We start from the raw sequence: 12,232 nt of genomic DNA, 5'->3' as shown, positions 1-12,232 counted from the left end.
GGTTTTCCTCCGTGAACACCACCCAGCCGCAACTCGGCCGCGCCGAACAGGCGATCGACCACGTAGTACGGCGAGCGGAAGCGGTAGTTCACCAACTGCCCATCACCCTGCGCCCCGACCACGAACAGCGGCGGCAACTCACCCTGGGCAATGCCCGCCGGGAACTGGATGTAGACCTTGCGCCCGTCGTCGAAAGCACGCAAAGGTTTCCACGACGGTGCGTCCCCGGTGACCGCGTAGCGAAACCGCAAGTTCTCGATCGCCAGACCCGTGTCCACCGGCGTGGCTTCCCTCGTCTCGCGGGCGCGCTTCTGCAAAGCCAGCAGTCGGTCCTTCGGATAGTCCCAGGACGCCGAGGCCATCCAGGCCTGGGGCGTCGAAGACAGTTCGATGAGGTAGCTGCGCCGGTTGGTGGTGATCACCATATTGGTTTTCAGGCCCACACGCGTGGGCTTGACCAGCACGTTCACACGCAGCGAGGCGCCAGCGCCGCTGACCGTGTCACCCACGATCCATCGCACGGTGTCCCCGGCCGAGACGGTGACCAGTTCTTCGCCCTCCTGCAGCGCAATCAGTGTGACCCGACCCGGGCTGGTGTAGACCTGATACAGGGCGCCATCGGTGAAAGGCCAGACCTGGATGGCGTTCACGTAACCCTCTCGCGTGGGCGCAATGCGTGCCTTCGCATTCGCGCGGGCCACACGAACCGCCTCGTCCGCCGGCTCGGGTTTCTGGTCGTCCATGGAGCCGCCCACCAGCGGCTTGATCTGGCCGGGCATCACTACAGGCGGAGGCAGGACTAACGACCCCGGATCGTCCGGCTCCGGCACGAATTGCGCTGGCATGGGCTCATCCAGCCCGATCACCGGAGGCGGCTGGGACGGGCTGGCACAGCCGGTCACGCCCACCAGCAGGCACAGCGCCAGAAAAATCGACCTCATGGTCCAGGAACTCAAGAAATGGATGGGCGTTTTCATGGTTTGGCTCCTTGTGATGTGTCGAGTTCACGGGTCCAGGACAGGCCGTTGACATAGATGCCCAATGGGTTCTTGCGCAGGCGCTCCTCGGTGCGCGGCGTCTGCAGGACGATGGACAACACACCCGTCCAGTGCTCCAGCCCGGCGGCTTCGCCGCTCACGTAGCGCCGTTCGGTCCAGCGCAGTTGGAAAGACGAGTCGCTGGCACGCACCACGCTGTTGACGGCCACCGAGACCGAGTGCTGACCGATGCGCGAGAACGGGTCCGCCGCGCGGGCGTAGTCGTTGAGCGTCGCCGCCCCCTGGTCGGTGGTGTAGTCGTAGGCCTGCAGCCAGTTTTGCCGCACCACGATCGGGTCGGTGGAGAGCGAGCGCACGTTGCCGACGAAGCGCGCCAGATGGAAGGCGATCTGTGCGTCGTTTGCTTGGTAGGGTGTGGCTGCTTCCCCCACCGCCCTCACCTGCCCGGCCTGCTCCACCTCCACCACAAAGGGCGTCACGATGGACTGCGCCGAACGCCAGAGCAGACCTCCGCCCATCAACACGGCCAAGCCGAGACAGCCAAAGGCCATCAGGCGCCAGTTGCGCGCCTGCACCCGGGCCGAACCAATGCGTTCGTCCCAGGCCTGTGCGGCCGCCTGGTAGGGGGTGACGGGTATGGGCGTGTCGCCGTAGCGGACCCCGGGTCGTTTGAATCGCATGAAAACTCCTTGAAATCGAAAAGGTTCTGGCGTCATGGGTTGGAACGGTCCTGCAGGCTGGGCCCGGAACCGCTGCCACCGTGGTCGCCCGAGCGCAGCACGTGTGCAGCCGTCCTGGCCGCCTGGGTGGCCTGCTGGCGATGGCGCATGCGCCGGGCCCAGGCGGGTTCGGTGACCGAGTAGGCGGACGCGCCGGCACCCGCGTCGGATGCGGCATCCGCTGGAGCCCCGCCTTTGGGTGCCGCCGCCTCGGCCACAAAGTCCGCCACCCGTTCCTTCACGGCCTGGGCGCCTGCGGCCACGCGCTGGCCCGCCGCGCTCGCACCGGCCCTGGCGACATTGGCGACACCTGCTCCTGCCGCGCGCAGGCCGCCACCCCCGGCAGCGCTGGCCGCAGTGGCGCCCGCCTGGTAGGCCGATCGGGCGCCGCTGGCCAGGGACGACGCCGAAAGGGCGGCTGAAGCACCTCCCCCGATGGCCGCGCGCGCAGCGCCCGGCGCCATGCGCGCTCCCGCCGCCACCGCCGAGGCCGCACCCGCCACCGCAGCACCCCCGGCGACCGCGAGGCCCGTCGCCCCGATGGCGGTGCCAGCGGCCGCGCCGGCCCCCAGTTGCGGTGCTCCAGACACCAGGCCGGTGGCGATACCCGGCCCGAAGATCCCCAGACCCAGCATCGTCAAGGCGGCCAGCATGATCACCAGCGCATGGTCGATGCTCGGGTCGGCACCGGGCGGCAGGGTGAACTCGCCGAACAGCCCCGAGCCAATGCCCACGATCACCGCCAGCACCAGCACCTTGATGCCCGCGGACACCACATGGCCCAGCACCTTCTCGGCCAGAAACGCCGTCTTGTTCCACAACGCGAACGGCACCAGCACGAACCCGGCGAGCGTGGCCAGCTTGAACTCGATCAGCGTCACGAAGAGCTGCACCGCCAGCACGAAAAACGCCACGATCAGCACCAGCCAGGCGAGGAAAAGCACGGCGATCGCGTCCAGGTTCGCGTACACCTCCGGAAAACCCGTCAGGTCGCCGATTTGCGCCATGATCGGCCGGCCGGCGTCGATGCCCACCTGCGCCAGCCGACCGGGCTGCAGCAACTGCGCTTTCGTCAGCCCCGACCCCGATGCGGTCAGGCCCAGCACCGCGAAGGAGTTGAAGACGATGCCCGCGAGCCGGTTGAAGTTGCCCAAGATGTAGGCGAAGGCGCCCACATAGAGCACCTTCTTGATCAGGCGCGCCATCACGTCGTCGCCCTGCCCCGAGGCATGGCCCATGGCCCAGAACAAACCGGCCAGGGTCATATCGATCGCCACCAGCGTGGCGGTGAGAAAAGCCACCTCGCCGCCCAGCAGGCCGAAGCCCGAATCGATGTAGCGGGAGAACACGTCCAGGAAGCGGTCGATGACCGCGACATCGTTCATGGCGCAGCCCCCGCAGCCGTGGCGGGCACGCCCGGCCGCACCGGATCACCCACATAGGGTGATGGTGCCACGCGCATGAAACGTTGCCGCGTCGCCTCGGCCACCGCCCGGCATTGCGCGTCGCCCACCCCGACGTGGTCGGCCTTGCAGGCCGCGCGCAGTTCCTTGAGCCGACCGGGGTTGGCCACCAGCGACTCAATGGAGTCGATGGCCGGTGCGGGTTTTGGCCTATCGCAGGCGGCCAGCAGAGTGGACAGTGCCAGGATGCCGATGAGAGAGAGCAGTTGTTTCATGTTCGCCTCACGGTTGGCCATAGAAGTCCACCGCGTGGGGCGTGTACGGCGTGCCGCTACCCTGGAAGCGCCGGCGCACCTCCCGCGCCCGTTCGTGCGCCGACACCTGCCGTGCCTGCTCCAGCGCCACGGCGCGGTCCTGCGTGAGCTGCAGTTGCTGCGCCTGCATGGACTGACGGGCCTGCAGGGCCAGCAGCTGGTTGGTAGCCTGCATCGCCTGCAGCGCTCCGGTGGCCGACTGGCTGCGGTTGACCAGGTCCGTCAGCGCCTGCTCGTCGGCCGTGAAGTTCTGCACCGCCTGCGACTGAACCTTGGCCGCGGTGCGCAGGGCCTCCAGCGAGTGGTTCCATCGCTTGCGGGCATCCAGCACCATCTGGGCGCTGGAAACCGATGCACTGAACGACTCCGGGTACAGCTGCTGGAACTGCGTCTCCATGTCGCGCACGCTGAAGGCCAGGCCTTGCGCCTCCTGGATCAGCCGATTCGTGGCGGCGAGTGTGGCGCGCAATTCGGCCAGCGCGCTGAAATCCAGCCCGGCGAGGTTGCGCGCTTCGTTCATCAGCGACTGCGCCTGGTTCTGCAACTGCTTGATCTGGTTGTTGATCTGCTCCAGCGTGTTGGCCGCCGTCATGATGTTCTGCGCCAGGTTCGACGGATCGAGCACGATGTCGCCAATGCCGAACAGCGCATGGGCAGGCGTGGCCGCGCCGAGCGCGATGGCACCCGCAGCGACCAGCGCCAGCCAGCGGGATTTGAACGGGGGTTTGAAAGACGTCTTGACGCTCATGGCGAACTCTCCTTGGGTTGGTGGGTGGAAGGGAACGAGGAAATCAGCTCGGCGGCCCAGGCCAGGCCGCAGTGGCGCAGCCACTGCCGCGCGAAGTGCGTGAAGCCGTGTGCGGCAACCAGCCGGTCCATTGCGCGCTGCTGCTCGGGGCTTGCCGCGCCGACGAACGCCAGCGCCACCGGCCCCAGGCCCAGCTCGAACAAGCGGTTGCCCAGCCTCGACTGGTAGTAGTACTCGCGCTTGGGTGTGGCGGTCGCCACGATCTGGATCTGCCGGGCGTTCAGGCCGAAGCCTTCGTAGATGGACCGGATCTGCGACTCGGTGGCCTGCGGGTTGGGCAGGAAGATGCGGCTCGCACAGCCTTCCACGATGGCCGGCGCGATGCTCGAACCCTGGATGTCGGCCAGGCTCTGCGTGGCAAACACCACCGACACGTTCTTCTTGCGCAGGGTCTTGAGCCACTGGCGGATGCGCGCCGCGAACACCGGGTCGTCCAGGAACAGCCAGGCTTCGTCCAGGATCAGCAGCGTCGGCGCGCCGTCGAAACGCTCCTCGAAGCGTGCGAACAGGTACCCCAGCACGGCGAGCACGGCCGCCTTGCTGTGCATCAGTTCTTCCATCTCGAAGCACTGCACGGACGAATTCCCCAGCCGGTCCACATCGGCATCCAGCAGACGACCATGGACGCCGCCCAGCACATAGGGCGCCAGGGCCTGGCGCAGCGCGTTGGACTGCAGCAGCACCGACAGGCCCGTCATCGTGCGCTGCTCCACCGGCGCGCTGGCCAGGTTCGCCAGCGCCGACCAGACGGCTTCGCGCTCGGCCGGCCCCACCTCCACGCCCTCCTGGTGCAGGCGCGCTTCGACCCATTCGGCGGCCCAGCTGCGGTCAGCGGCCCGATCAATGCGGGCCAGCGGCTGGAACGCGATCGCGCCATCCAGCCCGAGGTCGTGGTGTTCACCGCCCAGCCCCAACACGGTGGCGCGCAGGGATCGCCCCATGTCGAAGGCCAGGATGCGCGAGCCGGGATAGCGCCGGAACTGCAGCGCCAACGTGGCCAGCAGCACCGACTTGCCCATGCCCGTCGGACCCACCACCAGGGTGTGGCCGACGTCACCCACGTGCGTGACCAGGCGGAACGGCGTCGCACCGTCGGTGCGGGTGACGATCAGCGGCGGGCCGTCAAGGTGCTCATTGCGCTCCGGGCCGGCCCACACGGCCGACACCGGCATCAGGTGCGCGAGGTTGAGCGTCGAGACGATGGGCTGGCGCACGTTGGCATAAACCTGCCCCGGCAGCGACGAGAGCCAGGCTTCCACCGAGTTCAGTGTCTCGGGAATCGTCACGAACCCGCGGCCCTGGATGGCCCGTTCGGCCTGCCGCAGCTTTTCATCGGCCGCGGCAGCGCCTGGGTCCATCACCGTCACCGTGGTGGTGACGTAGCCGAAGGCCACCTGGTCGCTGCCCAATGCCTGCAGCGCGGCGTCGGCATCGGCCGCCTTGTTGCTGGCGTCGGTGTCCACCAGCGGGCTCTCCTGGTTGGACAGGGTCTCGCGCAGCAGGGCCACGATGTTCTTGCGCTTGGCGAACCACTGCCTGCGCAGGCGCACCAGTTCCTTTTCTGCCTCGGCTTTGTCCAGGCAGAGAAAACGCGTGCTCCAGCGGTAGGCAAAGCCCAGTCGGTTCAGGTCGTCCAGGATCCCCGGCCAGGTCGCTGTCGGAAAGCCCCGCACCGTGAGCACGCGCAGGTGCTGCTCCCCCAGCATGGGCGCGAGCCCCCCGTGCAGCGGCCGGTCTGCCAGCAGGGTGTCCAGGTGCATCGGCACCTCCGGCACCGCGACCGTGTGGCGCCGATCCGAGATGCAGCCGTGCAGCCACGTCAGCGTCTGGCCGTCGTCAAGCCAGGTCACCTCGGGCATCACCCCGTCGAGCAGGTCCAGAAAGCGCTCGGTTTCGGCCACGAAAGCCTGCAGGCGTTCGCGCCAGTCCACACCCTCGACTTTGTGGTTCTCGTACAGCAGGCGGCCCGCACGCGAGCGCGCTTCCTCTGGCGGCAGATAAACCAGGCTCAGGTGGTAACGGCTCTCGAAGTGGCTGGCCGCCTCTTCGAAGCCGGCGCGCCGCTCTTCATCGACCAGGCGCGACAAGGGTTCCGGAAACGCCGAGTCCGGGTAGCCCGCTGCTTCGCGGCGCTCGGCCTCCACGAACAGCGCCCAGCCCGATCCCAGACGGCGCAACGCGTTGTTCAGCCGCGCGGTGGTGGCCACCAGTTCGCCCGGCGTCGCGCTGTCCAGGTCCGGCCCCCGAAAGCGCGCCGTGCGCTGGAAGGAGCCATCCTTGTTGAGCACGACACCCGGCGCGACCAGCGCGGCCCAGGGCAACCAATCGGCCAGCAGCGCGGGGCGCTGGCGAAATTCGGTGAGGTTCAGCATGAGCGCATCTCCAGCCCGCCTCACACGTCCAGCAGCACACGGTGCTTGATGTGCCGCGCGAACACCTGCATGAACTGCGCGTCCGCGCGCGCGCCCCAGACCGCGAGCGAGTGGCCCACGAGCCAGAGCACCAGGCCAGGGACCCACAGCTGCAAACCAAGCCCCACGGCCGCCGCCAGCGTGCCGTTGGCGATCGCCACAGTGCGCGGCGCCCCACCCAACAGGATGGGCTCGGTCAGGGACCGGTGCAGCGGCACTTCGAAGCCCGCCACGAACCCGGTCAGGTTCTGCGTCGGGGCCGTCATGCCAGCACCGCCCCGCCCGAGAAGCTGAAGAAGCTCAGAAAGAACGAGGAGGCCGCGAAGGCGATCGACAGGCCGAAGACGATCTGGATCAGCCGACGAAATCCCCCCGAGGTGTCCCCGAACGCCAGCGTCAGGCCGGTGGCGATGATGATGATCACCGCGACGATGCGCGCCACCGGCCCCTGGATGGAATCGAGGATGGACTGCAGCGGCGCTTCCCAGGGCATGCTGGAGCCGGCGGCGTGCGCGGGCAGCGCGACGGCCAGCATCAGTGCACCCAGCATGGCCGCCTGTGTCGCCAGGCGCCCAGCGGTACGCGGAAACGGTTTTACGGAAATGTGCGGGATCGTCATGTCGGTTCTCCTGTGGTGGATGACGGGTTGGAAGGAAACGAAGGGAATCCCGACCCCAGGGCGGTGTCGAGCTGGTAGCCCAGGCTGTCGTGGCCGACGACGCGCGCGATCTCGCGCACGCGCCGAGCGTGTCCACGGCCGGCAATGAAGACGACAACGTTGACGGCCTCGGCAATCAGCGCTCGCGGCACGGTGACGCTGACCTCCTGCACCAACTGCTCCAGTCGCGCGAGCGCACCGGCCGCCGAGTTGGCATGCACGGTGGCGATGCCGCCCGGGTGGCCCGTGCCCCAGGCCTTGACCAGTTCCAGCGCCTCGGCGCCGCGCACCTCACCCACCACGATGCGGTCAGGCCGCAGGCGCAGCGTGGCGCGCACCAGGTCGGCCATCGAAACCACGCCGGGTTCGGCGCGCAGGCTCACGTGGTCGTCGCTGCGGCACTGCAGCTCGATCGTGTCCTCCAGGATCAGCACCCGGTCGCGGGTGTTGGCGATCTCGTCCAGCAGTGCGTTGGCCAGCGTGGTCTTGCCGGTGCTGGTGCCGCCGGCCACCACGATGTTCAGCCGCTCGTGCACGGCCATGCGCAGGAAGGCCACCTGCGTGTCGGTCATCACGCCGCTCGCCACGTAGTCCGCAAGCCCCATGATCCGCAGCGCCCGCTTGCGGATCGCGAAAGACGGCGCACGCACCACTGGCGGCAGCGCCCCCATGAAGCGCTCACCCGTCTCGGGCAGTTCGGCCGAGAGCAGGGGCGCGCCGGGGTGCACCTCGGCGCGCACGTGTGCGGCCACCAGGCGGATGATGCGTTCGGCTACCGGCGCCGGCATCTGGTGGCCGGTGGGTGCGCGCCCGGCACCCAGGCTGTCCACCCACAGAGAGCCATCCGGGTTGAGCAACACCTCGACCACATCGGGGTCTTCGAGCGCTGCGGCGATCTCCGGACCCATGGCCGTGCGCAGCATGCGGATGCGGCGCTGCGCGGGCTCCTGGTCTGGCAAACCATCGATGTGCTTCATGTGGCGCCCTCCCCATCGACACCACCGGCAGCAGCATCCACACCATCGAGTGGACCGATCTCCTCATGGATCTCTCGCACCAGGCTGCGTCCACGCTGAATGTGGCGCGCGAGCTGTTCAATGAACTGGGCGTAGCGGGCGCGACCCTGGGCGCGCACCGCCTCTTGCTGGTTCTCCGGCACCGGCAGGGCCAGGGTCAGGTAGTGGCGCACATACAGCGCCAAGGCCTCGATCAGGATGGACTGGTCCCGCTCCAGGCGGTCGAACTGGCGTGAGAGCCGGTCCAGCCGTTTCGCCATGGCCGCTTCGCGCTGGTCCATCGCGTCGGGCGACAGGAAAGACGACAGCGCCGCCGCGATCACCGAGGACTTGGACACGCCACGGTGTGCCGACACGTCCTCCAGACGGCGGGCGTGTTCGGGCTCAATGAAGATGTTCAACCGTGCGCGGGTCATAGCGCAATCCCGTCATCGGGGTCCAGAACGGCCAGGCGCGCGTTGCGCACCATGTTCCGATCAGTAGAGCGGTCAGTGCCACCCGGCAGCTGCGGCGCTCCGTCGTCATCGCATTCGTCGTCGAGCTGGATCAGGTCACCGGGCTCGGGTTCTCGCTCCGGTTCAACGGTCAAATCCAACTCCGGCCGAAGCTGGTGGCCGCCTTCGTCGGCCCACCCTGCGGCATCGCCGGACGGGGTTACGACATGGGCGGTCAGCACGGGCAGTGCACCCCAGTCGTCCAACCGCACACCCGGCTTGTCCCGGTAAAGACCAACGTTCAACACCGGCGGCGGCAGCACCCGGGCCGTGAAGTTGCGGTCCAGAAAGTAGCGCAGCTTCCTGGCGCGGATCGGCGCATGGCCCGAGACCATCACCACGGCATCGTCGGGCGGCAACTGCATCACCTCGCCCGGCGTGAGCAAGGGCCGGGCCGTCTCCTGGCGCGAGACCATCAGATGCCCCAGCCAGGGCGCCAGCCGGTGCCCCGCGTAGTTGCGCTGCGCACGCAACTCGGTCGCCGTGCCCAGGGCGTCGGAGATGCGCTTGGCGGTGCGCTCGTCGTTGGTGGCGAACGCGATGCGCACGTGGCAGTTGTCCAGGATCGCGTGGTTGGGGCCATAGGCCTTGTCGATCTGGTTGAGCGACTGCGCGATCAGGAAGGCCCGCAAGCCATAGCCCGCCATGAAGGCCAGCGCCGACTCGAAGAAGTCCAGCCGGCCCAGCGCCGGAAACTCATCCAGCATCAACAGCAGCTTGTGCCGGCGTTCAATCCCGTCCGAGCCATCGAGCGATTCGGTCAGGCGACGTCCCACCTGGTTGAGGATGAGGCGGATCAGCGGCTTGGTGCGGCTGATGTCCGACGGCGGCACCACGAGGTACAGCGACACCGGGTTCGCCGTGGAAATCAGGTCCGCGATGCGCCAGTCGCAGCGCGAAGTGACCGCCGCCACCGTCGGGTCCCGGTACAGCCCCAGAAAGCTCATGGCGGTGGACAACACGCCCGAGCGCTCGTTGTCGCTCTTGTTGAGAACCTCGCGAGCTGCCGAGGCAACCACCGGGTGAGGGCCCTCCCCGAGGTGTCGCGTGGCCATCATCCGGTGCAGCGTCACCTCGAAGGGGCACGCCGGATCGGACAGGCTGTTGGCCACGCCGCGCAGCGTCTTGTCCTCGCCCGCGTAGAGCACGTGCAGGATGGCGCCGACCAGTAACGCGTGCGAGGTCTTCTCCCAATGGTTGCGGCGCTCCAGCGCACCCTCGGGGTCCACGAGGATGTCGGCGATGTTCTGCACGTCGCGCACCTCGTGCTCACCACGCCGCACCTCCAGCAGCGGGTTGTAGGCCGCCGACCGGGCATCGGTCGGGTTGAACAGCAGGCAGTGGGAGAAACGCGCGCGCCAGCCCGCGGTGAGGGTCCAGTTCTCACCCTTGATGTCGTGGACCACGGTCGAACCCGGCCAGCTCAGCAGGGTAGGTACCACGAGGCCCACGCCCTTGCCAGATCGTGTGGGCGCGAAGGCCATCACATGCTCTGGCCCTTCGTGCCGCAGATAGCCGCTCTCCTTGTCCGGTGTGCGCCCCAGAAAGACGCCGGCCGGACCAGTCAAACCCGCCTTGACGATCTCATCGTGTTCGGCCCAGCGGGCAGAGCCGTAGGTGGTGACACGCCGGGCCAGGCGCGAACGCCACACCGCCATGCCGATGGCGACACCGGTGGCCAGTAAGCCACTGGATGCCGCGATGGCACCGCCTCGAGAAAACACCTCGGGCGCATAGGCGTCATACCAGTACCACCACTCGAAGAGCTTCCAGGGTTCGTAGACCGGTAGGCCCGCCACGCCGAACCAAGCCGGCCCCAGCCGAGGCTGGTGGCCCAGCGCGTGCGCGACCCACTGTGTCGCGCCCCACACTCCGCCGAAGGCCACACCGAAAACGGCCGCAATCTGGCCGAACAGGATCCCGGTGTGGGCCACCGACACCGTTGCCTCGCCTGTCTCGTTTCGAGATGCCATGCCTGCCCTGCTTCAAGTGGCGCAGTGAATGCGCTCGCCATGCGCCTGCGCACCCCATGGAACGCATTGCAGAAGTCTGGAATCAATGCGTCGCGCGGAACACCCATCACGGCGTAGCGCAGCGCAAGCTGGCGAATGCGCCCATCAATGACGCAGGTGCTGGCTGGATTCCGGGGAGCAGAAGACGTGACAACCCGCAGCTTCCCTGATCAGGGAGCATCAAGGCTTGCGGCGATCTTGTCCAAGGCCAATGGCGCGACCGAGGTGTACGGCCGACCGGCTTGTCGTAACTTTTACGACAGAGTGCTGACGTGGGTAAGAAAACGTTGCACCGGCTCGGCGAGCCCAAAGCGCTGGCGCTTGTACAGAACGTAGGTGGTGATGCGCTCGTCCTCGGCCAAGGGGGCCACCACAACATCGTTGCGCAACAGGGTCTGGGTGTGTCCCTCGTCGCCCAGACCCACCCCCACTCCGGATGCAATGCGGGTGACATAACCAGGAGCTGTATCCGCAGCCCCCACGATGGTGGCGCGCTCCGTATAGCGTCTCACGATGCTCTGCATCTGCACGAACAATCCGGGCATCCGCTGTTCGCTACAGGCAAGCAGGGGGAACGACAACAGCACAGAAATGGAAACTACCGCCGACGAGGCCAGCTCATGGGTAGAGGGCAACACCGCCATGAGCCGGTAGTGCCACGCGGGATCCTGCGCGATAGTGTCATCCTGCGGAACACCAAACGAGAATCCGACATCAAGCTCCTCGCGCCTCAAGGCTGAAGCCAACTCACGCGCTCGCAACTCTTTCAACTCAAGTGGGATCTCCGGCACGACAGATTTCCAACGGGTGAAGCAGTCAGACAACATCTGCTGAGCAATGCCATCGGCTACCCCAACGCGCAGTGGCGCCTGGTACAGTGAATGGGTCATTCGGACAACGCGCTTGGTCCGCTCGATACGAATGAAAATCTTGCGCGCCTCATCAAGCAGCCTGGTGCCTGCTGGCGTGATCCGCAGCTGGCGTGACTCGCGCAAGAAGAGCTGTACCTCCAACTCTTCCTCCAGATCGCGCACGGCACGAGACAGTGGCGTCTGATCAATGTGAACTCTCTCAGCCGCACGCGTGAAGTTCTGCTCCTCCGCAACAGCGATGAAATAGCGCAGATGGCGGAGTTCCATCACAGCGTGGCCTCAACTCACACCAGAAGTCGAAGATCGGTGTTCGCCTGAGCTCTTGGAACGGCCCAAGGCGATCAACCGGTGATGTACATGCTGTAGTGATTGCACCGTTGAAGCAATACTGTCATCAGCGGGGGGTGCGGATAAAAACTTGGACTGGTTTTATGCCGCAAGTCCAAGACTCACCCGGTATTCGATCGGGCTGAGGGCCCCCAGGGAGATCTTGATCCGCTTCTCGTTGTACCAACGGATGTAGTCGT

Annotated in this window: 14 protein-coding genes; 1 reads left to right on the top strand and 13 read right to left on the bottom strand. The window is 67.0% G+C overall.

Annotation, left to right across the window (positions count from 1 at the left end):
- The 11 genes from trbG to NFX52_RS26705 form a co-directional block, all read right to left on the bottom strand.
- Positions 1-941, bottom strand: a 941-nt coding sequence (trbG, locus tag NFX52_RS26755; protein ID WP_252635892.1) for a P-type conjugative transfer protein TrbG, incomplete at its 3' end; no start/stop codon positions are given.
- 32 nt (positions 942-973) lie between these two features.
- Entirely contained in the window at positions 974-1,678 is a 705-nt protein-coding gene (gene trbF, locus NFX52_RS26750; protein ID WP_055398375.1) for a conjugal transfer protein TrbF, read from the bottom strand.
- A 32-nt stretch (positions 1,679-1,710) separates the two neighbouring features.
- Positions 1,711-3,102: a P-type conjugative transfer protein TrbL gene (gene trbL / locus NFX52_RS26745; protein WP_055398374.1), complete on the bottom strand. Its 1,392-nt coding sequence runs from the start codon at positions 3,100-3,102 to the stop codon at positions 1,711-1,713.
- A complete protein-coding gene (locus NFX52_RS26740) occupies positions 3,099-3,395 on the bottom strand; it encodes an EexN family lipoprotein (protein ID WP_055398442.1) in 297 nt (98 codons plus the stop codon). The genes trbL and NFX52_RS26740 overlap by 4 nt, the downstream gene beginning before the upstream one ends.
- A gap of 7 nt (positions 3,396-3,402) precedes the next feature.
- Complete coding sequence (trbJ, locus tag NFX52_RS26735; protein WP_055398373.1) at positions 3,403-4,182, bottom strand: P-type conjugative transfer protein TrbJ; 780 nt, start codon at positions 4,180-4,182, stop codon at positions 3,403-3,405.
- A complete protein-coding gene (gene trbE, locus NFX52_RS26730) occupies positions 4,179-6,614 on the bottom strand; it encodes a conjugal transfer protein TrbE (RefSeq protein ID WP_055398372.1) in 2,436 nt (811 codons plus the stop codon). The genes trbJ and trbE overlap by 4 nt, the downstream gene beginning before the upstream one ends.
- A gap of 20 nt (positions 6,615-6,634) precedes the next feature.
- Entirely contained in the window at positions 6,635-6,919 is a 285-nt protein-coding gene (locus tag NFX52_RS26725) for a VirB3 family type IV secretion system protein (protein WP_055398371.1), read from the bottom strand.
- Positions 6,916-7,272 carry a TrbC/VirB2 family type IV secretion system protein gene (locus NFX52_RS26720; RefSeq protein WP_055398370.1) on the bottom strand — a complete coding sequence of 119 codons (357 nt, stop codon included), beginning with the start codon at positions 7,270-7,272 and terminating at the stop codon, positions 6,916-6,918. The genes NFX52_RS26725 and NFX52_RS26720 overlap by 4 nt, the downstream gene beginning before the upstream one ends.
- On the bottom strand, positions 7,269-8,288 hold the full coding sequence (gene trbB, locus NFX52_RS26715; protein ID WP_055398369.1) for a P-type conjugative transfer ATPase TrbB: 1,020 nt from the start codon (positions 8,286-8,288) through the stop codon (positions 7,269-7,271). The genes NFX52_RS26720 and trbB overlap by 4 nt, the downstream gene beginning before the upstream one ends.
- Complete coding sequence (locus NFX52_RS26710; RefSeq protein ID WP_055398368.1) at positions 8,285-8,743, bottom strand: hypothetical protein; 459 nt, start codon at positions 8,741-8,743, stop codon at positions 8,285-8,287. Before NFX52_RS26710 ends, trbB begins: the two co-directional genes overlap by 4 nt.
- Positions 8,740-10,755, bottom strand: coding sequence for a conjugal transfer protein TraG (locus NFX52_RS26705; protein ID WP_156358734.1), 2,016 nt, complete (start codon positions 10,753-10,755; stop codon positions 8,740-8,742). The genes NFX52_RS26710 and NFX52_RS26705 overlap by 4 nt, the downstream gene beginning before the upstream one ends.
- Before the next feature lie 95 nt (positions 10,756-10,850).
- Here NFX52_RS26705 and NFX52_RS26700 point away from each other — a divergent pair, with 95 nt between their 5' ends.
- Positions 10,851-11,003 carry a hypothetical protein gene (locus NFX52_RS26700; protein ID WP_156358729.1) on the top strand — a complete coding sequence of 51 codons (153 nt, stop codon included), beginning with the start codon at positions 10,851-10,853 and terminating at the stop codon, positions 11,001-11,003.
- An 84-nt stretch (positions 11,004-11,087) separates the two neighbouring features.
- On the opposite strand, the gene NFX52_RS26695 is transcribed toward NFX52_RS26700, so the two are convergent.
- Together NFX52_RS26695 and NFX52_RS26690 are read right to left on the bottom strand one after the other, a co-directional pair.
- Positions 11,088-11,972, bottom strand: coding sequence for a LysR family transcriptional regulator (locus NFX52_RS26695; RefSeq protein ID WP_238385605.1), 885 nt, complete (start codon positions 11,970-11,972; stop codon positions 11,088-11,090).
- Positions 11,973-12,134: 162 nt separating this feature from the next.
- Positions 12,135-12,232 (bottom strand): IS3 family transposase (locus NFX52_RS26690; protein WP_156358539.1); only part of this gene is annotated, 98 nt, incomplete at its 5' end.

This window comes from Acidovorax facilis (assembly GCF_023913775.1).
GTDB classification, from domain to species: Bacteria; Pseudomonadota; Gammaproteobacteria; order Burkholderiales; family Burkholderiaceae_C; genus Acidovorax; species Acidovorax facilis.
This window is presented reverse-complemented; position numbering and strand designations above follow the sequence as displayed.